The organism is Streptomyces sp. AC555_RSS877 (genome assembly GCF_019049245.1).
In the GTDB taxonomy this organism is placed as follows: domain Bacteria; phylum Actinomycetota; class Actinomycetes; order Streptomycetales; family Streptomycetaceae; genus Streptomyces.
Genome location: NZ_JAGMUK010000054.1, coordinates 150,331 through 173,300, shown reverse-complemented (window position 1 = coordinate 173,300; position 22,970 = coordinate 150,331). Strand labels below are relative to the sequence as shown.

At 70.7% G+C, this 22,970-nt stretch carries 20 protein-coding genes; 13 read left to right on the top strand and 7 right to left on the bottom strand.

What is annotated here, in order from left to right:
• The first annotated feature begins 368 nt into the window (after positions 1-368).
• From ccrA to pssA, 7 genes are all read left to right on the top strand, one after another.
• On the top strand, positions 369-1,706 hold the full coding sequence (gene ccrA, locus KUM49_RS24355; protein ID WP_217239234.1) for a crotonyl-CoA carboxylase/reductase: 1,338 nt from the start codon (positions 369-371) through the stop codon (positions 1,704-1,706).
• Positions 1,707-1,715: 9 nt separating this feature from the next.
• A complete protein-coding gene (locus tag KUM49_RS24350) occupies positions 1,716-3,743 on the top strand; it encodes a protein meaA (RefSeq protein WP_217239050.1) in 2,028 nt (675 codons plus the stop codon).
• Complete coding sequence (locus KUM49_RS24345; RefSeq protein ID WP_217239049.1) at positions 3,740-4,699, top strand: CoA ester lyase; 960 nt, start codon at positions 3,740-3,742, stop codon at positions 4,697-4,699. Before KUM49_RS24350 ends, KUM49_RS24345 begins: the two co-directional genes overlap by 4 nt.
• Before the next feature lie 2 nt (positions 4,700-4,701).
• Entirely contained in the window at positions 4,702-5,214 is a 513-nt protein-coding gene (locus tag KUM49_RS24340) for a MaoC family dehydratase (RefSeq protein ID WP_217239048.1), read from the top strand.
• A 2-nt stretch (positions 5,215-5,216) separates the two neighbouring features.
• The gene (locus tag KUM49_RS24335; protein WP_217239047.1) at positions 5,217-6,422 is read left to right on the top strand and encodes an acyl-CoA dehydrogenase family protein; all 1,206 of its coding nucleotides are present in this window, start codon (positions 5,217-5,219) and stop codon (positions 6,420-6,422) included.
• 170 nt (positions 6,423-6,592) lie between these two features.
• Positions 6,593-7,249 carry a phosphatidylserine decarboxylase gene (locus KUM49_RS24330; protein WP_217239046.1) on the top strand — a complete coding sequence of 219 codons (657 nt, stop codon included), beginning with the start codon at positions 6,593-6,595 and terminating at the stop codon, positions 7,247-7,249.
• Between the two features lie 22 nt (positions 7,250-7,271).
• Positions 7,272-8,090: a CDP-diacylglycerol--serine O-phosphatidyltransferase gene (gene pssA / locus KUM49_RS24325; protein WP_217239045.1), complete on the top strand. Its 819-nt coding sequence runs from the start codon at positions 7,272-7,274 to the stop codon at positions 8,088-8,090.
• Between the two features lie 83 nt (positions 8,091-8,173).
• On the opposite strand, the gene KUM49_RS24320 is transcribed toward pssA, so the two are convergent.
• Positions 8,174-9,292 carry a glycerate kinase gene (locus tag KUM49_RS24320; protein WP_217239233.1) on the bottom strand — a complete coding sequence of 373 codons (1,119 nt, stop codon included), beginning with the start codon at positions 9,290-9,292 and terminating at the stop codon, positions 8,174-8,176.
• A 223-nt stretch (positions 9,293-9,515) separates the two neighbouring features.
• Between KUM49_RS24320 and KUM49_RS24315 the strand changes: the two genes are divergently transcribed.
• The 4 genes from KUM49_RS24315 to KUM49_RS24300 all read left to right on the top strand — a co-directional run bounded on the left by KUM49_RS24315 (position 9,516) and on the right by KUM49_RS24300 (position 12,344).
• The gene (locus tag KUM49_RS24315; RefSeq protein ID WP_217239044.1) at positions 9,516-10,628 is read left to right on the top strand and encodes an ADP-ribosylglycohydrolase family protein; all 1,113 of its coding nucleotides are present in this window, start codon (positions 9,516-9,518) and stop codon (positions 10,626-10,628) included.
• Between the two features lie 38 nt (positions 10,629-10,666).
• Positions 10,667-11,161 (top strand): NUDIX hydrolase, encoded by a 495-nt coding sequence (locus KUM49_RS24310; protein WP_217239043.1) that lies wholly within the window; start codon positions 10,667-10,669, stop codon positions 11,159-11,161.
• 73 nt (positions 11,162-11,234) lie between these two features.
• Positions 11,235-11,960: a Sir2 family NAD-dependent protein deacetylase gene (locus KUM49_RS24305; RefSeq protein WP_217239042.1), complete on the top strand. Its 726-nt coding sequence runs from the start codon at positions 11,235-11,237 to the stop codon at positions 11,958-11,960.
• A 15-nt stretch (positions 11,961-11,975) separates the two neighbouring features.
• Complete coding sequence (locus KUM49_RS24300) at positions 11,976-12,344, top strand: VOC family protein (protein ID WP_217239041.1); 369 nt, start codon at positions 11,976-11,978, stop codon at positions 12,342-12,344.
• Positions 12,345-12,353: 9 nt separating this feature from the next.
• Here the strand turns inward: KUM49_RS24300 and KUM49_RS24295 are convergent, their stop codons facing one another.
• Positions 12,354-12,839, bottom strand: coding sequence for a methylated-DNA--[protein]-cysteine S-methyltransferase (locus KUM49_RS24295; RefSeq protein ID WP_217239040.1), 486 nt, complete (start codon positions 12,837-12,839; stop codon positions 12,354-12,356).
• A 55-nt stretch (positions 12,840-12,894) separates the two neighbouring features.
• A complete protein-coding gene (locus tag KUM49_RS24290) occupies positions 12,895-14,397 on the bottom strand; it encodes an AlkA N-terminal domain-containing protein (protein WP_217239232.1) in 1,503 nt (500 codons plus the stop codon).
• A 159-nt stretch (positions 14,398-14,556) separates the two neighbouring features.
• Between KUM49_RS24290 and KUM49_RS24285 the strand changes: the two genes are divergently transcribed.
• A complete protein-coding gene (locus KUM49_RS24285; RefSeq protein ID WP_217239039.1) occupies positions 14,557-14,919 on the top strand; it encodes a metalloregulator ArsR/SmtB family transcription factor in 363 nt (120 codons plus the stop codon).
• Positions 14,920-15,005: 86 nt separating this feature from the next.
• Here KUM49_RS24285 and KUM49_RS24280 read toward each other — a convergent pair whose 3' ends face one another.
• On the bottom strand, positions 15,006-18,908 hold the full coding sequence (locus KUM49_RS24280; protein ID WP_217239038.1) for a glycoside hydrolase family 2 TIM barrel-domain containing protein: 3,903 nt from the start codon (positions 18,906-18,908) through the stop codon (positions 15,006-15,008).
• A gap of 454 nt (positions 18,909-19,362) precedes the next feature.
• Here KUM49_RS24280 and KUM49_RS24275 point away from each other — a divergent pair, with 454 nt between their 5' ends.
• Positions 19,363-19,872, top strand: coding sequence for a MarR family transcriptional regulator (locus tag KUM49_RS24275; RefSeq protein ID WP_217239037.1), 510 nt, complete (start codon positions 19,363-19,365; stop codon positions 19,870-19,872).
• A 62-nt stretch (positions 19,873-19,934) separates the two neighbouring features.
• Here the strand turns inward: KUM49_RS24275 and KUM49_RS24270 are convergent, their stop codons facing one another.
• From KUM49_RS24270 to KUM49_RS24260, 3 genes are all read right to left on the bottom strand, one after another.
• A complete protein-coding gene (locus KUM49_RS24270; protein ID WP_217239036.1) occupies positions 19,935-20,444 on the bottom strand; it encodes an O-acetyl-ADP-ribose deacetylase in 510 nt (169 codons plus the stop codon).
• Positions 20,441-21,850 (bottom strand): NAD(P)/FAD-dependent oxidoreductase, encoded by a 1,410-nt coding sequence (locus KUM49_RS24265; RefSeq protein ID WP_217239035.1) that lies wholly within the window; start codon positions 21,848-21,850, stop codon positions 20,441-20,443. The genes KUM49_RS24270 and KUM49_RS24265 overlap by 4 nt, the downstream gene beginning before the upstream one ends.
• Before the next feature lie 116 nt (positions 21,851-21,966).
• Complete coding sequence (locus KUM49_RS24260) at positions 21,967-22,809, bottom strand: inositol monophosphatase family protein (protein ID WP_217239034.1); 843 nt, start codon at positions 22,807-22,809, stop codon at positions 21,967-21,969.
• Positions 22,810-22,970 lie beyond the last annotated feature (161 nt).

Below are 22,970 nucleotides of genomic sequence, written 5' to 3'. Positions count from 1 at the left end.
GGCATGTCAGGGCAGCTTTTCAGGCACCTTTCCGCCCCGGTTCGATCGATCATCGCTCATTTGTTACGTAAAGATTTCAGCTGAGAGGAACTTCTGGCACTCAGTGCCTTGCGAGGTGACACGCGGTGTCATACGTTGAAGGTGTCCGGGCGGCCGGCGTGCAGAGACCTTTCGTACGCCGGCTGTCCCAGCAAACCATCGGTCTGCCCGCCCGGACGCCTGCGTCACAGGCAACCTCCCGCGCCACAAAGCGCTGCCGAACAGCACAACCGCCGAACCGACGGCACCCATCACCCACCCTCAGCAGCACCGACGTAACCCTCAGCGTCTTCCCTCGAGACGCCATTCGCCGGAGGCACACCGTGACCGTGAAGGACATCCTGGACGCGATCCAGTCGCCGGACTCGACGCCGGACGACTTCGCCGCTCTGCCGCTCCCCGACTCGTACCGCGCGATCACCGTGCACAAGGACGAGACGGAGATGTTCGCGGGCATGCAGACCCGCGAGAAGGACCCGCGCAAGTCGTTGCACCTGGACGACGTGCCGCTGCCCGAACTGGGCCCGGGTGAGGCCCTGGTGGCCGTCATGGCCTCCTCGGTGAACTACAACTCCGTGTGGACCTCGATCTTCGAGCCGCTGTCGACCTTCGGTTTCCTGGAGCGCTACGGCAAGGTCTCGGAGCTCACCAGGCGCCACGACCTGCCGTACCACATCATCGGCTCCGACCTCGCGGGCGTCGTCCTGCGCACCGGCCCCGGCGTCAACGCCTGGAAGCCCGGCGACGAGGTCGTCGCACACTGCCTGTCCGTCGAGCTGGAGTCGTCCGACGGCCACAACGACACGATGCTCGACCCCGAGCAGCGCATCTGGGGCTTCGAGACCAACTTCGGCGGCCTCGCCGAGATCGCACTGGTCAAGTCCAACCAGCTGATGCCCAAGCCGGACCACCTCAGCTGGGAGGAGGCCGCCGCGCCCGGTCTGGTCAACTCCACCGCCTACCGGCAGCTGGTCTCCCGCAACGGCGCCGGCATGAAGCAGGGCGACAACGTGCTCATCTGGGGCGCGAGCGGCGGACTGGGCTCCTACGCCACACAGTTCGCGCTGGCCGGCGGCGCCAACCCCATCTGTGTCGTCTCCAGCGAGCAGAAGGCCGACATCTGCCGGAGGATGGGCGCCGAGGCGATCATCGACCGCACCGCCGAGGACTACAAGTTCTGGAAGGACGAGCACCACCAGGACCCGAAGGAGTGGAAGCGCTTCGGCAAGCGCATCCGTGAGCTCACCGGCGGCGAGGACGTCGACATCGTCTTCGAGCACCCCGGCCGCGAGACCTTCGGTGCCTCCGTCTACGTCACGCGCAAGGGCGGCACGATCGTCACGTGCGCCTCGACCTCCGGGTACAACCACGAGTACGACAACCGCTACCTGTGGATGTCCCTGAAGCGGATCATCGGCTCGCACTTCGCGAACTACCGCGAGGCCTGGGAGGCCAACCGGCTCATCGCGAAGGGCAAGATCCACCCGACGCTGTCGAAGGTGTACTCCCTGGAGGACACCGGGCAGGCCGCCTACGACGTGCACCGCAACCTCCACCAGGGCAAGGTCGGGGTGCTGTGCCTGGCGCCCGAGGAGGGCCTGGGCGTGCGCGACGCGGAGAAGCGCGCGAAGCACGTCGACGCCATCAACCGCTTCCGGAACATCTGAGGTCACAGGATGACAGAGCGTCAGAAGGACCGGCCGTGGTTGATGCGGACCTACGCCGGTCACTCCACGGCCGAGGCGTCCAACGAGCTGTACCGGCGCAACCTCGCCAAGGGTCAGACCGGTCTGTCGGTGGCGTTCGACCTGCCCACGCAGACCGGCTACGACTCCGACCACGTCCTCGCCCGCGGCGAGGTCGGCCGGGTCGGTGTGCCGATCGCGCACCTCGGTGACATGCGCAGGCTGTTCCAGGACATCCCCCTGGAGCAGATGAACACCTCGATGACCATCAACGCCACCGCCATGTGGCTGCTGGCGCTCTACCAGGTCGTCGCGGAGGAGCAGGGTGCCGACGTCACCAAGCTCCAGGGGACGACCCAGAACGACATCGTCAAGGAGTACCTGTCGCGGGGCACGCACGTGTTCCCGCCGGTGCCCTCGCTCCGCCTGACGACGGACATGATCGCGTACACGGTCTCCCACATCCCGAAGTGGAACCCGATCAACATCTGCAGCTACCACCTGCAGGAGGCGGGCGCCACGCCGGTCCAGGAGATCGCGTACGCGATGTCCACGGCGATCGCGGTGCTGGACGCCGTGCGGGACTCCGGCCAGGTGCCGCAGGAGCGCATGGGTGACGTCGTCGGCCGGATCTCCTTCTTCGTGAACGCGGGCGTCCGCTTCGTCGAGGAGATGTGCAAGATGCGGGCCTTCGGCCGCATCTGGGACCAGGTCACCCGCGAGCGGTACGGCATCGAGGACCCCAAGCACCGCCGCTTCCGCTACGGCGTCCAGGTCAACTCCCTCGGCCTGACCGAGGCGCAGCCGGAGAACAACGTCCAGCGGATCGTCCTCGAGATGCTGGCCGTGACCCTCTCCAAGGACGCACGCGCGCGTGCCGTGCAGCTGCCCGCCTGGAACGAGGCGCTGGGGCTCCCCCGGCCCTGGGACCAGCAGTGGTCGCTGCGCATGCAGCAGGTGCTCGCCTACGAGAGCGACCTGCTGGAGTACGCCGACATCTTCGAGGGCTCGAAGGTGATCGAGGCCAAGGTGGGCGAGCTGGTCGAGGAGTCGCTCGCGGAGATGGAGCGGATCCAGGAGATGGGCGGCGCCATGGCCGCCGTCGAGTCGGGCTACCTCAAGTCGCAGCTGGTGGCCTCGCACGCCGAGCGGCGGGCTCGCATCGAGTCCGGCCAAGAGAAGATCATCGGTGTCAACATCTTCGAGACGACCGAGCCGAACCCGCTGACGGCCGACCTCGACACGGCCATCCAGACGGTCGATCCGGCCGTCGAGGCCCGGGTCGTCGCCTCGCTCCAGAACTGGCGCGACACGCGCTATCAGCCGCCTTTCAACCACCCGCGCCCCTGCAAGGCGCTGGAGAGGCTGAAGGAGGCCGCCAAGGGCACCGCCAACCTCATGGAGGCCACCTTGGAGTGCGCCCGCGCCGGGGTCACGACCGGCGAGTGGGCCGGGGCCCTGCGCGAGGTGTTCGGCGAGTTCCGGGCGCCGACGGGCGTGTCGTCCGCGCCGGTGGCCGTCGCCGCGGCGGAGGGCTCGGCCATGTCCCAGGTCCGCCGCAAGGTGGACCTGACGGCTGCCGACCTCGGTGTCGGCAAGCTCCGCTTCCTGGTCGGCAAGCCGGGCCTGGACGGGCACTCCAACGGCGCCGAGCAGATCGCCGTACGGGCCCGGGACGCCGGGTTCGAGGTGGTCTACCAGGGCATCCGGCTGACGCCCGAACAGATCGTGGACGCGGCGATCGCCGAGGACGTGCACGCAGTGGGCCTCTCGATCCTCTCCGGATCGCACGCCCAACTGGTGCCGGACGTGCTGGATCGGCTGCGTGTGGCCGGTGCCACAGATATACCGGTGATCGCTGGTGGCATCATCCCGAACAACGACGCCGAACAGCTCAGGGCCGCGGGAGTGGCCGCGGTCTTCACCCCGAAGGACTTCGACATCACGGGAATCATCGGCCGCATCGTCGACGAGATCCGGAAAGCGAACAAGCTCGACCCCCTGGAGGTCCCCGCATGACCGTCAACCGTCTGCGTCCCCGCCGCTCGTGTCTCGCGGTCCCGGGAAGCAACCCCCGCTTCCTGGAGAAGGCGCAGGGCCTCCCCGCGGACCAGGTCTTCCTCGACCTGGAGGACGCGTGCGCGCCGCTCGCCAAGCCCGAGGCGCGGCACACCATCGTCAAGTTCCTCAACGAGGGCGACTGGACGGGCAAGACCAGGGTCGTGCGGGTCAACGACTGGACGACCGAGTGGACGTACCGCGACGTCGTCACGGTCGTCGAGGGCGCCGGCCCGAACCTCGACTGCATCATGCTGCCGAAGGTCCAGACCGCCCAGCAGGTCGTCGCCCTCGACCTCCTGCTGACGCAGATCGAGAAGACCATGGGCTTCGAGGTCGGGAAGATCGGCATCGAGGCGCAGATCGAGAACGCCCAGGGCCTCAACAACGTCAACGAGATCGCGCAGGCCTCTCCGCGCGTCGAGACGATCATCTTCGGCCCGGCCGACTTCATGGCGTCGATCAACATGAAGTCGCTGGTCGTGGGTGAGCAGCCGCCCGGCTACCCGGCGGACGCCTACCACTACATCCTGATGAAGATCCTGATGGCCGCCCGCGCCAACAACCTCCAGGCGATCGACGGCCCCTACCTGCAGATCCGCAACGTCGAGGGCTACCGCGAGGTCGCCCAGCGCGCCGCGGCCCTCGGTTTCGACGGCAAGTGGGTGCTGCACCCGGGTCAGGTCGAGGCGTCCAACGAGATCTTCTCGCCCTCCCAGGAGGACTACGACCACGCCGAACTGATCCTGGACGCGTACGAGTACTACACGTCCGAGGCGGGCGGCAAGAAGGGCTCGGCGATGCTCGGCGACGAGATGATCGACGAGGCCAGCCGCAAGATGGCACTGGTCGTCTCCGGCAAGGGACGCGCCGCCGGCATGCAGCGCACCGGCAAGTTCGAGATTCCGGAGGCGTAGGCATGCAGTTCGGACGCACCTACGAGGAGTTCGAGGTCGGGGCGACGTACAAGCACTGGCCGGGAAAGACGGTCACGGAGTACGACGACCACCTGTTCTGTCTCCTCACCATGAACCACCACCCGCTCCACATGGACACGAACTATGCGGAGAAGACGACCGACTTCGGCAAGAACGTCGTCGTCGGGAACTACATCTACTCGCTGCTGCTCGGCATGTCCGTCCCGGACATCTCCGGCAAGGCGATCGCCAACCTGGAGGTCGAGTCGCTCAAGCACGTGGCGCCGACCTTCCACGGCGACACGGTGTACGGCCAGACGACCGTGCTCGACAAGTGGCCGTCCAAGTCGAAGAACGACCGCGGCATCGTCTACGTCGAGACCAAGGGCTACAAGCAGGACGGCACGCTGGTCTGCGTGTTCCGCCGCAAGGTGATGGTGCCGACCGAGACGTACATCAAGGAGCGCGGCGGCGAGCAGCCCGGCCGGCCCGAGCTCAGGGAGCAGGAGAAGTAGCCATGGCGCGACTCGCCCAGACCGCCGGTCTGACCGACATCCAGCAGGAGATCCTGTCCACGGTCCGCGACTTCGTGGACAAGGAGATCATCCCGGTCGCGACCGGGCTGGAGCACCGCGACGAGTACCCGCAAGCGATCGTCGACGGCCTCAAGGAGTTGGGCCTGTTCGGCCTGATGATCCCCGAGGAGTACGGCGGCCTCGGCGAGTCGCTCCTCACCTACGCGCTGTGCGTGGAGGAGATCGCCCGCGGCTGGATGTCGGTGTCCGGCATCATCAACACCCACTTCATCGTGGCGTACATGCTCAAGCAGCACGGCACGCAGGAGCAGAAGGACCACTTCCTGCCGCGGATGGCGGCCGGCGACATCCGGGGCGCGTTCTCGATGTCGGAGCCGGGCCTGGGTTCGGACGTGTCGGCGATCACGTCGAAGGCGGTGAAGGACGGTGACGAGTACGTCCTGACCGGCCAGAAGATGTGGCTGACCAACGGTGGGACGTCAAGTCTGGTGGCCGTCCTCGTCCGAAGTGACGAAGGACACCCTGAGGGCACCGCGCCCCACAAGTCGATGACCACCTTCCTGATCGAGAAGGAGCCCGGCTTCGGAGAGGTCCGCCCCGGCCTCACCATCCCCGGGAAGATCGACAAGATGGGCTACAAGGGTGTCGACACCACCGAGATGATCATGGATGGCCTGCGGCTTTCCGCCGATCGGGTGCTCGGGGGCGCCACCGGCCGAGGTTTTTACCACATGATGGACGGCGTGGAAGTCGGCCGCGTCAACGTGGCGGCGCGTGGCTGTGGCGTCGCTCAGCGTGCGTTCGAGCTCGGCGTCTCGTACGCCCAGCAGCGCCACACCTTCGGCAAGCCGATCGCCCAGCACCAGGCCATCCAGTTCAAGCTGGCGGAGATGGCTACCAAGGTCGAGGCCGCCCATGCGATGATGGTGAACGCGGCTCGCAAAAAGGATTCCGGAGAACGAAACGACCTTGAGGCTGGGATGGCGAAGTACCTCGCCTCCGAGTACTGCAAGGAGGTCGTGGAGGACGCATTCCGGATCCACGGCGGCTACGGCTTCTCCAAGGAGTACGAGATCGAGCGCCTCTACCGTGAGGCTCCGATGCTGCTGATCGGTGAAGGTACCGCCGAGATCCAGAAAATGATCATCGGTCGCAGGCTGCTCGAAGAGTATCGGCTCCAGGGCTAGATGTCCGGGTTCGGGGTGTTTTCCTCGAGAAGAAGATCACACCCCGTCAACACTCTTCAGATGCCGACTCAGCTTCCTGGCTTGCCCAGTTGTGGCCCGCGACCGGTACGATCCCGGTAAGCCGCCGTCCCCCTCCCGCAGCGCGGCATCATCCGCTACGAAGGTCATCCATGCCCCACAGCCAAACCTCTGCACCTCGCGACAGCCTGGCAGGCGTACGCCTCGCGCGCGGAGCATCGCCGTGGCTCCTGCCGACCGTCGCCACCGCAGCCCTCAGCCTGGTACGCGCGCGCAAGTCCGGCGCCGCCAAGGCCGTCGCCGTGCCCGCCACCGCGCTCGCGGCGGGCATGCTGTGGTTCTTCCGCGACCCCGAGCGCGAGATCGCCCAGGGCAGGGTCATCTCGCCCGCCGACGGAGTGGTGCAGAGCATCATGCCGTGGAAGGACGGTCGCACCCGCGTCGCGATCTTCATGAGCCCGCTCAACGTCCACGTCAACCGCGCGCCGCTGTCCGGCACGGTGGCGTCGGTCGAGCACATCCCGGGTGGGTTCGTTCCGGCGTTCAACAAGGAGAGCGAGAACAACGAGCGCGTAGTCTGGCATTTCGACACCGAACTCGGCGACATCGAAATGATCCAGATCGCCGGTGCGGTCGCTCGTCGCATCGTCCCCTACGTGCCCCAGGGCACCAAGGTCGAGCAGGGCGACCGGATCGGTCTGATCCGCTTCGGCTCGCGCGTCGACATCTACCTGCCCGAGGGCGTGGAGGTCGCGGTCGAGGTCGGACAGAAGACCGTGGCTGGGGTGACTCGCATTGACCGTGATTGATCCGGAAACGCAGACGGGCTGGGTGCCAGAGGCCGACGAGGTGGACGAAGAGGAGGAGATGCCCCTCTCTCTCCGCCTCTCAATAGCGGACACCCTCACCCTCGGCAACGCCACGTGCGGCTTCATGGCGGTGTACTTCACCACCACCGGCATCCTGATCCCGCACCTCACCGGCAGCCAGGAGACGGGCATGGCCCGCCACAGCGCGGCCACCGCCGTCATCCTGATGCTGTGCGCGGCGGTCTTCGACCTGTTCGACGGCCTGGTGGCGCGCAGGCTGCGCTCCTCCCCCATGGGCGCCGAGCTGGACAACCTGTCGGACCTCATCAGCTTCGGCCTGGCACCGGCGTACTTCGTCCTGGTGTACGGCATGGTCGCGAACGACGCGCACCAGCGGGTGGCGGCGGTCGGCGCGATCGTGGTGCTGCTGGCGGTGGTGCTGAGACTGGCCCGCTTCTCGTGCGTGACGGTGAAGGACGGCACCTTCCAGGGCATGCCGTCCCCGTTCGGCGCGCTCACGGTGGTCTCGATCGTGCTCCTCGAACTTCCCTTCGAGGCGACGCTCCTCGCGATCCTGGGCACGGCCTGGCTGATGGTGAGCCGGGTCGAGTACCCGAAGCCGCGGGGCCGTCTCGCGGTGGCGATGCTCTCCTGGATCGTCCTGTCGATGGGTCTCCTGGCGGCCTGGGCGTTCGATGCCCCGGGCGGCCAGCTGCTCCTCCAGATGGGCTGTGCGCTCCAGCTGGTCATGGGCGCGGTGATCCCGCTGTTCGCCACGGCCCGCCGGGTCAACAGCTTCCGGGACAACCGGCGCGAGGCACGCGCGGCACAGCTGCCGTAGCGGTCGCACGACAGACAAGGGGAAGGGCCCCGAGCCGACCGGCTCGGGGCCCTTCCGCGTTCATGGCGCCGCTCGGTCGCCGCTCAGGTCAGGAAGTCCCGGGCGATCCCCTCCGCCACGCGCTCCAGGATCGGGCCGGCCTCGGCGATGCACTTGGCCACCTCCGGCTCGGCCTCCGTCAGCGGGTAGGCGCGGCGGATGCCGGCCCGGCCCAGTGCCTGCGGCGGCAGGGCGAGCCGTCCGCAGACCGCGACGACCTCCTTGCCGGCCGCACGGGCCGCGGCCGCCACGCCCGCCGGCGCCTTGCCGTGGAGTGTCTGCTCGTCGAGGGAGCCCTCGCCGGTGATGACCAGCGTGGCCTTCTCCAGCGCGGGCGCGAAGCCCAGGACGTCGAGCATGACCTCGATGCCGGCGCGGAAGCGGGCGCCCAGGAGCAGGGCGCCGTATCCGATGCCGCCCGCAGCGCCCGCACCCGGCGAGGCGGCGTACTCGGCGGCCTTCGCCCCGACCGTCTCCTCCAGCACCTTGGCGTAGTGGGCCAGGGCCCGGTCCAGCGCCTCCACGTCGTCCGGCGAGGCGCCCTTCTGCGGGCCGTACACCGCCGGTGCGCCCTTCGGGCCGGTCAGCGGGTTGTCGACGTCGCTCGCCAGGACCAACTCGACGGACGCGAGCCGCCGGTCCAGTTCCGACAGGTCGGCCGAGGCCAGTCCGGCGAGACCGCCGCCGCCCGGAGCGATCGGCTCCCCCTCCGCGTCCAGGAACCGGGCACCCAGCGCGGACAGCATTCCGGCGCCCCCGTCCGTGGTCGCGCTGCCGCCGACCCCGAACACGATCGTCCGTGCGCCCGCGTCCAGCGCGGCCCGCAGCAGCTCTCCGGAGCCGTATGTGGACGCCGAGAGCGGTGCGAAGACGCCCGCGGGCAGCCGCTGCAGCCCGCTCGCCTCCGCCATCTCCACGACCGCCGTGCCGTCGCGCAGTGCGAACGCGGCCGTCACCTCGTGTCCGAGGGGGCCGGCGACCCGTACCTCACGCCGCTCGAACCCGGCCGCGACCGCGGCGTCCACCGTCCCGTCACCGCCGTCCGCCACGGGCAGCGACTCCACCTCGAGGTCCGGTACGACCCGGCGCAGCCCGGCCGTCACCCGCTCGGCGACCTGTACGGCCGTCAGTGAGCCCTTGAACTTGTCTGCGGCGATGAGCACCCTGTGGGTGTCCTTCCGCGCAGCGTCCGCCACGTTGTACTCCCCTTGCTCTCCGGGCCCCACGCACGTCAAGGCCAGTCGCGCCGCTGTGACCTTAACCGCAGGACGCCTGTGCCGTCATGCCCGAACCGGCCCCTCGGACGATCTCCGCGACTCCCCGGCGGACGCCTGCGGGATGGCCGGACCCCGCGCGCTCGTCGCCGGAATTGGGTAAACCGGAGCTATGACCCCTGTGGGCACCGAGCACGAGCTCGCCGACCGCATCCTCGGGGGCTGGCTGGGCCGGATCGCGGGCAACATGCTCGGCAAGCCGGTCGAGCAGGGCGACCTGTGGACGCGGGACCGGATCGACCGCTATCTGCGGCAGGCCGCCGCGCTGCCGCTCACCGACTACCTGCCCGAGCCCATCAGCGAGAGCGACGGCTTCGAGCTGCGCCCCGAGTGGCGCCAGTGCGTGCGCGGCCGGATCCACGGCAGCTGCCGCGACGACGACGTCGACTACGCCATTCTCGGCCTGGACCTCCTGGAGACCCACGGCTTCTCCTTCAGCACGGAACAGGTGGGCGACCTGTGGCTGCTGCGGCTGCCCTATCTGCAGACGTTCACGGCGGAGCGGGCCGCGTACCGCAACCTCGCCAACGGCCTGAAACCGCCGCTGACGGCGACGTACGACAATCCCTACCAGGAGTGGATCGGGGGCCTCATCCGCGCCGACATCTACGGCTGGACCCGCCCCGGCGCCCCCCGCCGCGCGGCCCTGCTCGCCCGCCGGGACGCGGCGCTGTCCCACTCCGGCAACGGGGTGTACGGCGCGATGTGGGCGGCGGCGCTCGTCTCGGCGGCGTTCACCGCCGGCACGGTGCGCCGGGCCGTGGACGAGGCGCTGGCCGTCATCCCGGCCGGCAGCCGCCTCGCCCGTACCGTACGGCGGGTCGTCTCGCTGCACGACACGCGGATGACCTGGGAGGACACGCTCGCCACGGTGGCCGAGGAGACCGCCGGGCTCGGCTGGATCCACACCGTCCCGAACGCCGCCGTCCTCACCGCCGGGCTGCTGTACGGCGACGGCGACTTCACCCGCACCATCACACTCACCGTCCGCGGCGGCCTGGACACCGACTCCAACGGCGCGACCGCGGGCTCGGTGGCCGGCGTACTGACCGGCGCGGACGCCATCCCGGCCCAGTGGAAGGACCCGCTGGAGGACACGGTGCGCAGCGCGGTGTTCGGCTTCGACGGGGTGCGGATCACCGAGCTGGCGGAGCGGACGCTGCGGCTCGCGGAGGTGGCGGAGCCTCAGCCGCCTCGTCCGTCCGTGCGGCGAGCCGGGCAGTGAGCCGGAGGCGGGGTTGCGAGGCTGGTTACCCTTCCTTGATGACCACCAGTGAAGACTTCGCCACGTACATCGCGGGTCTCCCCCGTGTCCTCGCAGGCGCCGCGGCCCTCTTCCGCGACGCCGAGGGCCGGGTGCTGCTCGTGGAACCCAACTACCGGGAGGGCTGGGCGCTTCCGGGCGGCACCATCGAGTCCGACGAGGGCGAGACACCGCGGCAGGGCGCACGCCGGGAGACGTTCGAGGAGATCGGCCTGGACCGTGACCTCGGGCGGCTGCTCGCGGTGGACTGGGTGCACGGCACCGCCCGCCCGCCGTTGGTGGCGTACCTCTACGACGGCGGGGTCCTCGGCGAGGACGACTTCAAGGCCATCCGCCTCCAGGAGGAGGAACTGCTGTCCTGGCGGATGGTCCCGCGCGAGGAACTCTCCGAGCACCTGCCCGGCTCCCTGGGCCACCGCGTCCTGACCGCGCTGGACGTCCTGCGGGACGGGTCGGGGACGGCGGAGCTGGAGAACGGGCACCGGGTGGGCTGACGCCGGCGGCTGCCCGCGCCTGGCCCGGATATCTGTTCGCCTCCGGACGTGCGGGCGTCCTACCCTCGGTGCCATGGCCAAGCCCCTCGTCGCCGTCCTCAGCGGCGCCGGCATCTCGACCGACTCCGGCATCCCGGACTACCGCGGGCCCAACGGGCTGTGGCGGCGGGATCCGGAGGCCGAGAAGCTCGTGACGTACGAGTACTACATGGGCGACCCGGAGATCCGGCGCCGGTCCTGGCGGATGCGGCGCGAGAACCGGACGCTGAAGGCCGAGCCGAACCCCGCGCACCGGGCCGTGACCGAGCTGGAGCGGTCCGGGGTGCCGGTGCGGGTGATCACGCAGAACGTGGACGGGCTGCACCAGCTCGCCGGGATGCCGGCCCGCAAGGTGCTGGAGCTGCACGGCACCGCGCGGAGCGTGGTGTGCACGAAGTGCCATGCCCGGGGGCCGATGGAGGACGCGCTGGCGCGGGTCGAGGCCGGTGAGGAGGATCCGCCGTGTCAGAAGTGCGGCGGGATCCTGAAGTCGGCGACGGTGATGTTCGGCGAGCGGCTCGACCCGGTCGTGCTGGGTGAGGCGGTGGCCGTCACCAAGGCGTGTCAGGTCTTCGTCGCGGTCGGGTCCAGCCTGCAGGTGCAGCCCGCGGCGGGGCTCGCGGGTGTCGCCGCCGACCACGGGGCGCGGCTGATCATCGTGAACGCGGAGCCGACGCCGTACGACGAGCGGGCCGACGAGGTGATCCGGGAGCCGATCGGCACGGCGCTGCCCGAGCTGCTGCGCGGGCTCGGCGAGTAGATCAGAATCGCTGTCATGACCTCCACCGTTCGCCATGTGACGATCGACTCCGCCGATGCCTACCGCCTCGCCACCTTCTGGTCCCAGGTCCTCGGCCGGCCCGTGCACGAGGACGACAGGCCGGGGGACGAGGATGCGCTGATCGAGGCCGCGGGACTGCTGTTCGTCACCGTCCCGGAGCCCAAGACGGTCAAGAACCGGGTGCATCTCGACCTCCAGCCGCAGGACCGTACCCGCGACGAGGAGGTCGAGCGCCTCCTCGCCGTCGGGGCCACGCTGGTCGACGACCGCCGGAACGCGGACGGCACGGGCTGGGTGGTCCTCGCCGACCCCGAGGGCAACGAGTTCTGCGTGGAGCGCGGCGAGGCGGAGCGTGCCGGCTGACCCGGGCGGCTAGAACAGCGCCGGCCCGTTCTCGAAGTCCAGGAGGCGCTGCTTGCGGTCCAGGCCGCCGCCGTAGCCGGTGAGGCTGCCGTTCGCGCCGACGACGCGGTGGCAGGGCACGATGATGCCGACCGGGTTCCTGCCGTTGGCGAGGCCGACCGCGCGGGAGGCGGTGGGGTTGCCGAGGATGTCGGCCAGTTCGCCGTACGAGCGGGTCTCGCCGTACGGGATCTTCCGGAGCTGGTCCCAGACGCTGCGCTGGAACGGGGTTCCGTGCAGACGCAGTTCGAGGGTGAACTGCTTCAGTTCGCCTGCGAAGTACGCCTTCAGCTGGTCTGCGGCCTCGCCGAAGGCCGGCAGGTCGTCGCGGTCGCCGAAGGTCTCCTCCGGTGGGCGGTGGCGTTGGCCGGTCATGTAGAGGCCGCAGAGGACGCCGTCGTCGGCGACCAGGGTGAGAGGGCCGTACGGGCTGTCGATCACGGTGTGCCGCTTCATGGAGGTGTCCCTTCGTCCTTTGCATCCCTTGTCACTCTTGTCAGCCTGTGCACCCTTATACGGGCAGGAAGTTGATCGGGTGGCTGTCCGTCGCCCACAGGTACTGGACCGCGTACGCCCGCCAGGGCCGCCAGACCGCCGCGCGGGACGTGAGCGCCGCCGGGGTCGAGGGCAGCCCCAACTCCTGGGCGGCGCGCCGGATTCCGAGGTCGGTGGGGAGGAAGGCGTCCGGGTCACCGAGGGCGCGCATCGCGATGACGTCGACCGTCCAGGGGCCGAAGCCGGGCAGGGCCAGGAGCCGGGCGCGGGTTTCCGTCCAGTCGGTCTCCACCCCCAGGTTCAGTGAGCCGTCGGCGAGTTGGGCCACCAGCGTGGTGAACGTGGTCCGGCGCGTCCGGGGCATGGCCAGCGCCTCGGGGTCCACGCCGGCAAGCGCCTCGGGTGCCGGGAAGAGGTGCGTGAGGCCGCCCTCCGGGTCGTCCACCGGGTCGCCGTGCGCGGTCACCAGGCGGGCCGCGTGCGTGCGGGCCGCCGCCGTGGAGACCTGCTGGCCCAGGACCGCGCGTACGGCGAACTCCGCCTCGTCGACCGTGCGCGGCACGCGCCGGCCGGGGGCCTTGTCGACCAGCGGGGCGAGCAGCGGGTCCGTGCGCAGCTGGTCGTCCACGGCGACCGGGTCGGCGTCCAGGTCGAGCAGGCGGCGGCAGCGGCTGATGGCGACGGTCAGGTCGCGCAGGTCGCTGAGGGTGAGGCGGCAGGCGATGTGGTCCGGCCGCGGGGTGAGGGCCACGATGCCGTGGCCGTAGGGCAGCCGGAGCGTGCGCCGGTAGGCGCCGTCCCGCCACTCCTCGACGCCCGGGACGGCGGTCGCGGCGAGGTGGCCGAAGAGGTTGTCCGGGTTGAGGGGCGTGCGGAAGGGGAGGCGGAGGGTGAGGGCACCGGGGGTGCCCCCGGCGTGCGCCCCGGCACCCTGGGTGGTCGTCCCGGCGTTCTTCTTCGGCAGCCGGTCGCGCAGTTCGCTGGGCGAGAGGGCGAAGACCTCACGCACGGTGTCGTTGAAGGTCCGGATGGAGGCGAAACCGGCGGCGAAGGCGATCTCCGCCATCGGGAGCGGGGTCGTCTCGATGAGGACCCTGGCCGTCTGGGCGCGCTGGGCGCGGGCGAGGGCGAGCGGGCCCGCGCCCAGTTCGGCGAAGAGCTGGCGTTCGACCTGCCGGGTGCTGTAGCCGAGCCGGGCGGCGAGCCCGGGCACGCCCTCGCGGTCCACGACGCCGTCGGCGACCAGGCGCATGGCGCGGGCCACGAGGTCGGCGCGCTGGTTCCACTCCGGGGAGCCGGGGCTGGTGTCGGGCCGGCAGCGCTTGCAGGCCCGGAAGCCCGCCTGCTGACAGGCCGCCGCACTCGGATAGAAGGTCATGTTCTCGGGCTTCGGCGGCACCACCGGGCAGCTCGGCCGGCAGTAGATCCGGGTCGTGAGGACGGCCGTGAAGAACCAGCCGTCGAAGCGGGCGTCCTTGGACCGCACGGCGCGTACGCAGCGCTCGGTGTCGGTGTGCATCCCCATCTGCATGGGTCCAGCATCGTCCAGGGGCGGGACCAGGGCTGGCGAGAATCCGACATCGACCTCGGCTGTCCTGCGCCGGGCCGGATCACCCCGGTCACAGCAACATATGAAAGTCCATTCATCTGATTTCTGTGCGGTGGGTAGGATACGGCCATGGGTCATGGAGCCGTCACCACCGCGCAGGACGCCGCCGAACGCGTACGCCTGGACGCGGGCAATGTCGCCAAGGTGGCCACCACGCTCCAGGCCCTGTCGACGCCCTCCCGGCTGCTGATCCTGGCGCGGCTGCGCGAAGGCCCGCTGCCGGCGACGGAGTTGGCGGCGGCGGTGGGCATGGAGCAGTCGGCGTGCTCGCACCAGCTGCGGCTGCTGCGCAACCTGGGCCTGGTCGTGGGCGAACGCCGCGGCCGCTCGGTGGTGTACGCGCTGCACGACCACCATGTCGCCGAGCTGCTCGACCAGGCCGTCTACCACGTGGAGCACCTGCGCCTCGGCCTCAGCGACGCCGCCGAGTGATTCTCCGGGCCGCCGGTTGTGAGTGAGTTGGACAATGCGGGGAGGCCCCGGGGTCCGGGCGACCCCGGGGCCTCACCCGTCCGACGCTATTGCGTGGCCGTCGGCCGCCGCGAGGCAGCCATCGCCTCGTCGACGTCGGTCAGGGGACGCAGCCGGTAGGTGTACGCGTAGTCGCGGTTCGCGAACAGCTTGTACTCGTCGTGCGTGTGCGCGCCCCAGCTGTTGTCGCCGCCTACGCCCATCTGCCGGTGGTTCAGACGCAGTACGACCTCGTCGCGCGGCGTGAGCTGGTAGTCGTGGCGGGCCCCGACCGACAGGTCCTCCGGGGTGAGGTGCGAGGCGTTGACCTCCAGGAGCGGTTCGCCGCAGACGAGCAGTCCGGCCCCGTCGCGGCCTGTCAGCGCGGCCCAGCGGACGTCGGTCTTGTTCCCGTTCTCCTGCGGGCGCAGGTAGGACGTCCACTGCCCGGCGACCGTGCCGGAGTACAGGCCCACGTCGGTGCCGTTGTTGCGGTCCCACTGGTTCTCCTCGGGACCGCGGCCGTAGTAGTGCAGGCGGTCCAGGCGCCTCGGCAGGAACAGCAGGGTGCCGACCTCGGGGATGTAGGGCAGGCTCGCCGCACCCGGATGCAGGGTGTTGTCGACCTTGATCTCACCGTTGCCGAAGACCGTGTACGTGGTGGTGTACGTCGATGCCGTGGTCGTCGGCAGGGTGCCGGCGACCTTGATCTCGACGGCCCGGTCCCGCAGGGCGCGCACGCTCACGTCCGTCACCTCGCGGTTCGCGCCCGCGTCACGCCAGGTCTGGTTGCGGGTGTGCTGGCCGTTGCCCCGGTCGTTGTCGGTGGGCGCCCGCCAGAAGTTCGGCACCGGTCCCGAGGTGATCAGGCGGACCCCCCGGGCCTCGTACGAGGTGATGGTGCCGCTGCTCTTGTCGACGGTGACGGAGAATCCCCTGCCCCGGACGGTGACGGCCTTCTCGCCGTCCTCGTGGCGCAGTGCCGGCACGCTCTGAAGGGGCACGGGCGTCACGGCCGGGCTGTCGGCGGCGACGGCGAGTTGCTGCTTGGCCACCTCGAAGCCGGCCTTCGCCCACTTCGTGGGCTCCTTGGTGGTGAAGGAGAGGTGCAGGAAGTACTCCGTGCCGGGCGCCGCCTTCGCCGGGACCCTCACCGGAACCGTGATGTCCTTGCTGGTCAGTGGCGGGACGTCCAGCTGGTCGCGGCTCAGCCTGCCGCGCTGGACGACCTCGCCGTCGGCGACGAGGGACCAACGGCCGTCGAACTCGCGGACGTTGGTGAACAGGTACTCGTTGGTGAGGGTGACCCGGCCCGAGGTGACGGTCTCGCCGGAGGCGGGCGTGGCGTTGATCGCCTGGTAGATCTGCTTGACCTCGACGGACTTGCCGGTGCCGGCGCGGTCGGCGGTGACGATGCCGTCGCCGGCGAAGGCCCCGTCGTTGGGGTTGTCGCCCCAGTCGCCGCCGTAGGCGTAGAACGTCTTGTCGCGGGGCCGCTTCTCGGTGAGTCCGGCGGTGGCGGCGTCGAACCAGAACCGCACGCCGTCGTCGCCGGGCCCACGGTTGTCGGAGGCCAGGTCGGCGGCGCTCAGCGCCCGGGCGTACACGCGTGCCCGCCGGATGGTGCCGCTGAACTCGCGGGTCGGGTTGTCGACGTCGGTGGCCAGGGCCAGCGGCGCGGTGTTGACGGCGGGCCGCCGGGTGGTGGTGCGGGTGGCCCGGGCCACGCCGTCGACGTACAGGGTCAGCGTGCCGGCCTCGGCGTCGAAGACACCCGCGACGTGGTGCTCGCGGCCGGTCCAGCCGTCCGGCAGCGCCCAGCTCGCGGTGACCCACTGGCCGCCGCCGTGGATGAAGAACTCCAGGGTCCTGTCGGTCTGCTTCAGGGCGTACTGGGTGTCGCCCTTGGCGAGGAGCGGCTGGTGGCCGCCGGTGAAGCGGGGGGTGACCCAGGCCTCCAGGGTCAGCGAGCCGGTCAGGTCGAGGCTGGTGTCGCGGGCGAAGACGGTGCCGCCGCTGACGCCCTGGCCGCGGGCGAAGGTGCCGCTGGGGGCGATGACCTCGCCGCTCAGCGCGGCGGGCCCGGACTCGGTGAGCAGCTTGCGTGTCGGGGTGGGCCAGCTCAGGGCCTGGTCGGCGAAGTCCCAGATCCAGCCGCCCTGCAGGACGTCGTAGCGGCGGACGATGTCCCAGTACTTCTTGAAGTTCCCGTTGGAGTTCCCCATCCCGTGGGAGTACTCGATCATCACGTACGGCCGGGTGTCGGCGGTGTCCTTCGCCCGTGCCTCGACGCGGGAGGGGCTGTCGTACATCTCGGAGCGGATGTCGCTCATGCCGGGGCGGTCGTCGCCCTCGTACTGGATGACGCGGGTGGGGTCGTAGGAGCGGATCCAGTCGTACATGGCGTTGAAGGTGGTGCCGCCGCCCGCCTCGTTGCCGAGCGACCAGATGACCACCGAGGCGTGGTTCTTGTCGCGGTGGACCATGTTCTGGGCGCGGGCCACGCACGCCTCGGTCCAGTCCGCGTGGTTGCCCGGGTACTCGCCACGGATGCCGTGGGTCTCGAGGTTGGTCTCGTCGACGAGGTACAGGCCGTACTCGTCGGCGAGTTCCAGCCACAGCGGGTTGTTGGGGTAGTGCGAGGTGCGGACGGTGTTGATGTTCAGCCGCTTGATGACGCCGATGTCCTCGACCATGTCCGCGCGGGTGAGGGCCGAGCCGTGGACCGGGTGCATCTCGTGGCGGTTGGTGCCCCGGAAGGACACCGGCTTGCCGTTGATGCGCATCAGCCCGCCCTTGAGCGCGAACTCGCGCAGACCGACCCGGTGGGAGAGGGTTTCGACCACCTTGCCGGCCGGGTCGCGCAGGCGGAGCACGGCGGTGTAGAGGTACGGGTGCTCGGCCGACCACAGGCGGGGAGCGGGCACGGCCTTCGCCGCCTGCACGGTCGTCTCGTCGCCGGAGCCGAGTGCGACGGCCTGCTTCAAGGGCCGGGGCCAGACCGGATGCCCGTCGGCGTCGTACAGCTGGGTCTCGACGGAGTACTGACCGCCGCCCTTGCCGCCGTAGTCCCGGACGCCGGCCGTCACCGACAGCTCGGCCGCCCGGTAGTCGTCGCTCAGCGGGGTGTCCAGCTTGAAGTCGCGCAGGTGCACGGCGGGCGTGGAGTACAGGTGGACCGAGCGGAAGATGCCGCTCAGCCGGATCATGTCCTGGTCCTCCAGCCAGTCGCCGTCGGAGTAGCGGTAGACCTCGACGGCGATCTGGTTGGTGCCCGGCTTCAGGTGCTCGGTGATGTCGTACTCGGCGGGGTCGTAGGAGTCCTCGTGGTAGCCGACCAGCTCCCCGTTGATCCAGACGTAGTGGGCTGACTTGACCCCTTCGAAGTGCAGGAACGTTCGCCGGCCGGCCCAGTCGCGCGGCACGGTGAAGGTGCGCCGGTACTGGCCGACGGGGTTGTGGCGGGTGGGGGCGGCAGGCGGCTGCGCCTCCTCGCCCTGGCCGTTGGGGCCCCACCACGGATAGGTGATGTTGATGTAGATCGGGCGGTCGTAGCCGTGCAGCTGCCATGCGGAGGGGACGGGGATGGTGTCCCAGTCGCTGTCGTCGAGGTCGGTGCGGTGGAAGTCGGTGCCCCGGTCGTCGGGGCGGTCGGCGTAGGCGAACTTCCAGGTGCCGTCGAGGCTCAGCCGGTACGGCGAGCGGGTGCGGTCGCCGGCCAGGGCCTGTCTGACGTCGGCGTATGGCATGAGGGTGGTGTGCGGGGGCTCGGTGCCCAGCCGGAAGACGGCGATGTTGCCGTTCCACTCGGGTAAGGCGTCCGCCGCCGCCGTGCGCCGGCCGGCGGCCGAGGCGGTGACGGTCGACGCGGACAGGGCGAGCGCGCCGAGAACGGCGGCTCCTCCCTCCAGCAGACGGCGGCGGCTGAACACGTGCGCGTTCGGGTGCGGGTGCGGGTGCGGGTGCGGCATGACCGTGGCCTTCCTCGGTGCGACTGGGGGTGCGCGGACTGAGGGTGCGTCAGGTGGGTCAGGACAGGGCTGCTGACAACGGGGGCAACTACTGAGCCAGGGGAACCCTAAAACTCGCACACAATCGAAGCAATGATCCTGTCGGACTTTGTGCGGTCCTGTTGAGCCACCGGCAGTCCGGGATGGCCGACGGGGCGGTTCAGACCCCGACGACGGGAGTCGAGGCGGACGCGGTCTCGGTGAAGCGCGGCTGGGCGGCGGCGCCCACCGCGAGCAGGGCGACGATCCTCATCCGCCCGTGCTCGACGCCGGGGAAGGCGTGCGCGACACCGTGCGGCGCCGGCCGACAGCAGGGCCTGGCCGCGGGGCATCGACGGCAGGCGCAGTACGGACTGCGGCAGCACAGTGAGTATGCCCTCATAACCACTGGGCGAGTGACCCGTACCCTGGAGCCGTGGAGGATCACGTGCAGGAGACGGGACCGGCGGCCGAACCGGACGACGAGCAGCGGTGGGCCGAACTGGCCGACCTGGTGCTGATCATCAGCCGGGAGGTGCAGTTCCGCGGATACGCCGACGAGCGGGCCGTTCCCCTGTCACCGTCGGAGGGCATGGTGATGCGCCACCTGCAGCACGACCACGCGGCCCCGCCGAGCCGGATCGCCACCGCGACCGGGCTGCAGCGCACCAACCTCTCCACCGTCCTGCGCGGCCTCGAACAGAAGGGGCTCATCGAGCGACGTGCCGACCCGGGCGACGGACGCGGCGTCACCGTCCACACCACCGACCACGGCCGCACCAACTACGCCCTGGTCCGCCGCGAATGGGCCACGGCCGTCTCCACGGCCGCCGGCCACGACGCCACCCACCTCGACGCGGCCCTCGCGCTGCTCACCTCCGTGGAGTCCGGGCTGGCCGCATCACGGCCGCGCACCCGCGCCACGCGTCCGGCGCCGGAGTCCTGACCTCGGCGCCGTCGACGGCGGCGGGGCGAAAGCGGGCCGGTGGGCAGTCGCCGATCAGCCGCTCATCGCACGTGCCGGGCGAACGCCTGGTACGCCCGCTCGTCGAAGAGGACGAACCTGACCTCCTCGACCGCTGTGGCCGTCGCGCGTACCGTCTCCACCGCGATCCGGGCGGCGTCGTCCATCGGCCAGCCGTAGACGCCCGCGGAGACGGCCGGGAACGCGAGCGTACGGGCGCCCAGCTCGTCGGCGGTCCTCAGCGACTCCCGGTAGCAGGAGGCCAGCAGCTCCGAGCGGTCCTCCTCGGGGGAGTAGCGCGGGCCCACCGTGTGGATCACCCACCGCGCGTCCAGTTCACCGGCGGTCGTGGCGACCGCCCGGCCGGTCGGCAGGCCCTTGCCGTAGTGCGAGGCCCGGAGTCTGCGGCAGTCCTCGAGGATCGCGGGGCCGCCGCGGCGGTGGATGGCACCGTCGACGCCCGAGCCGCCGAGCAGGGAGGAGTTCGCCGCGTTGACGATCGCGTCGGCGCTCTGCCGGGTGATGTCGCCCTGGACGAGCGTGATCGTGGTCATGTCCGGCGCAGCCTCCTCCACACGGCCTTGGCCGCGTTGTGCCCCGACATGCCGTGCACACCCGGGCCCGGCGGGGTGGCCGAGGAGCAGATGAAGACGGCCGGGTGCGGGGTGCCGTACGGGAACAGGGACAGCTTGGGCCGCAGCAGGATCTGGAGTCCGGTGACCGCGCCGGAGGCGATGTCACCGCCGATGTAGTTGGCGTTGCGGGCCATGAGTTCGGCCGGTCCGGCGGTCGCGCGGGCGAGGACGCGGTCGCGGAACCCGGGGGCGAACCGCTCCAGTTGGCGTTCCATGGCGTCGGTGAGGTCCCCGGTCCAGCCGCTGGGGACATGGCCGTACGCCCAGAAGACGTGCTTGCCGGCGGGGGCCCGGCCGGGGTCGACGAGAGTGGGCTGCACGGTGATCATGAACGGCCGGTCGGGTGCGCGGCCCTCCCGCGACGCCGCGCGCAGGGCGGCGCCGATCTCCGCGCTGTCCGCGCCGATCTGCACGGTGGTGGCCCGGCGCGCCTGCGGCGCGGTCCACGGCACGGGGCCGTCCAGGGCGTAGTCGATCTTGAAGACTCCGGGGCCGTATCGGTAGCCCTCGTAGAAGCGGCCGAAGCCGGCGATGCGGGCCAGCGCGGTGGGCGAGGTGTCGAAGACGTACGCCCGCGCGGGCGGCAGGTCGTCGAGGCGCTTGACCTCGAAGTCGGTGTGGATGGTGCCGCCGAGGTCCCTCAGATAGGCGGCAAGGGCGTCGGAGATGGCCTGCGAGCCACCGCGGGCCACGGGCCAGCCGCGGGCGTGCGCGGCGAGGGCGAAGACCAGGCCGACGGCGCCGGTGGCGAAGCCGCCGAGCGGGGCCATCACATGCGCGACGAGGCCGGCGAACAGGGTCTTGGCCCGCTCGTCGCGGAAGCGACGCATCAGCCAGGTCGACGGAGGCAGTCCGACCAGGCCGAAGCGGGCGAGGGTGAGCGGGTCCCGGGGCAGCGCGGTGAGCGGCAGCGACATGAAGTCGCGGGCCAGGGTGTCCCACTTGGGCAGGAAGGGCTCGACCAGCCGTCGGTACGTTCCCGCGTCCCGCGGCCCGAACGAGGCGGCCGTCTCACCGACCGACCGCGCCAGCACGGCCGCGGTGCCGTCGGGGAACGGGTTCGCCATCGGCAGGTCGGCGTGCAGCCACTCCAGGCCGTAGCGCTCCAGGGGCAGTGCGCGGAACGCGGGTGAGTTGATGCCGAGGGGGTGGGCCGCGGAGCACGGGTCGTGCCGGAAGCCGGGGAGGGTGAGCTCCTCGGTGCGCGCTCCCCCGCCGACGGTGTCCCGGGCCTCGAAGAGGGCCACGGAAAAGCCCCGGCGGGCCAACTCAACGGCGGCGGTCAGTCCGTTCGGTCCCGCACCCACCACGACCACATCGAGCATCGACGGCACCTTCGGACCCCTTCGTCAGCCGATGGCCTGTACGGATCAGGATATGACGCAGGGCCGACAGCACCGGGCCGCGGGGCACCGCACGGGCCGACCAGCGTCCTCGGGTGCTACCCCGCCGTGAGCAGCTCCACCACCCGGCGGGCCGTGGCCGCGTCCCGGGCGGCGGTGAAGGGGAGCGTGTTGTGGCCCGTGATGCGGAACGGCTCCCCCGTGAGGGTCAGGTGCGCGCCGCCCGCCTCCTCGACCAGGAGCAGGCCGGCGGCGTGGTCCCAGGCCGCCTCCCACGAGAAGGCCGTGGCGTCCAACTCCCCGCGGGCGACGGCCAGATACGTCAGACCGGCCGAGCCGCACGCGCGCGGTGCCACGCCCTCGGTCCACAGCCCGAGCAGCGCGCGCTTCTCCTCGTCGGTCGTGTAGTCCGGGTGGGAGGTGGCTATGCGCAGGTCACGGCCTGCTTGTGGGGCGCCGGGGTGCAGCCGCTCGCCGTCGAGGAACGCGCCCTGTCCGCGCACGGCCGTGGCCAGCTGGTCGCGGGTCGGCGCATACGTCCACGAGGCGCGCAGCACTCCGCCCTGCGCGAGCGCCACCAGGGTGCAGAACCCGGGGTCGCCGTGCACGAACTGCCGTGTCCCGTCGACCGGGTCGACGATCCAGACCGGGGTGTCGCCCTGGATCGCCTCGTAGGACGCCGGGTTGGCGTGCACCGCTTCCTCGCCGACCACGACCGAGCCGGGCAGCAGGGCACCGAGCGTCTCGGTGAGGTACTGCTCCGCCTTGCGGTCGGCGTCCGTCACCAGGTCGTGCGGACCGGCCTTCTGGTCGACCTCGTGCGCGGCGAGCCGGCGGAAGCGCGGCATGATCTCGGCCGCGGCCGCCTTCCGCACCGCTTCCTCCACGTCCGCCGCGTGCCGGGTGAGAAACTCGTCGATGGTTTCCGTCTCTTCGATCATGCCTCCATGAGAGCACGCGTCACTGACAATCCCCACCCGGCCGGTGCATGGCGGGTGGAATCACCGTGAACACCGGGATGTGCCGGGCGCCGGGGCGCCCGTGACCGGCCCGGCGGCCCGGCCGACCGGTTCGGCGGCCCGCGACGACCGGTTCGGCGGAC

Coding starts and splice junctions, on each gene's coding strand:
- KUM49_RS24260 (WP_217239034.1), bottom strand. CDS start 22,809: ATGATCGAAGAGACGGAAACCATCGACGAGTTTCTCACCCGGCACGCG.
- KUM49_RS24270 (WP_217239036.1), bottom strand. CDS start 20,444: ATGACCACGATCACGCTCGTCCAGGGCGACATCACCCGGCAGAGCGCC.
- KUM49_RS24300 (WP_217239041.1), top strand. CDS start 11,976: ATGACCTCCACCGTTCGCCATGTGACGATCGACTCCGCCGATGCCTAC.
- KUM49_RS24335 (WP_217239047.1), top strand. CDS start 5,217: ATGGCGCGACTCGCCCAGACCGCCGGTCTGACCGACATCCAGCAGGAG.
- KUM49_RS24280 (WP_217239038.1), bottom strand. CDS start 18,908: ATGCCGCACCCGCACCCGCACCCGCACCCGAACGCGCACGTGTTCAGC.
- KUM49_RS24265 (WP_217239035.1), bottom strand. CDS start 21,850: ATGCTCGATGTGGTCGTGGTGGGTGCGGGACCGAACGGACTGACCGCC.
- KUM49_RS24285 (WP_217239039.1), top strand. CDS start 14,557: ATGGGTCATGGAGCCGTCACCACCGCGCAGGACGCCGCCGAACGCGTA.
- KUM49_RS24345 (WP_217239049.1), top strand. CDS start 3,740: ATGACCGTCAACCGTCTGCGTCCCCGCCGCTCGTGTCTCGCGGTCCCG.
- KUM49_RS24305 (WP_217239042.1), top strand. CDS start 11,235: ATGGCCAAGCCCCTCGTCGCCGTCCTCAGCGGCGCCGGCATCTCGACC.
- KUM49_RS24330 (WP_217239046.1), top strand. CDS start 6,593: ATGCCCCACAGCCAAACCTCTGCACCTCGCGACAGCCTGGCAGGCGTA.
- KUM49_RS24295 (WP_217239040.1), bottom strand. CDS start 12,839: ATGAAGCGGCACACCGTGATCGACAGCCCGTACGGCCCTCTCACCCTG.
- KUM49_RS24340 (WP_217239048.1), top strand. CDS start 4,702: ATGCAGTTCGGACGCACCTACGAGGAGTTCGAGGTCGGGGCGACGTAC.
- KUM49_RS24290 (WP_217239232.1), bottom strand. CDS start 14,397: ATGCACACCGACACCGAGCGCTGCGTACGCGCCGTGCGGTCCAAGGAC.
- KUM49_RS24310 (WP_217239043.1), top strand. CDS start 10,667: ATGACCACCAGTGAAGACTTCGCCACGTACATCGCGGGTCTCCCCCGT.
- KUM49_RS24315 (WP_217239044.1), top strand. CDS start 9,516: ATGACCCCTGTGGGCACCGAGCACGAGCTCGCCGACCGCATCCTCGGG.
- KUM49_RS24350 (WP_217239050.1), top strand. CDS start 1,716: ATGACAGAGCGTCAGAAGGACCGGCCGTGGTTGATGCGGACCTACGCC.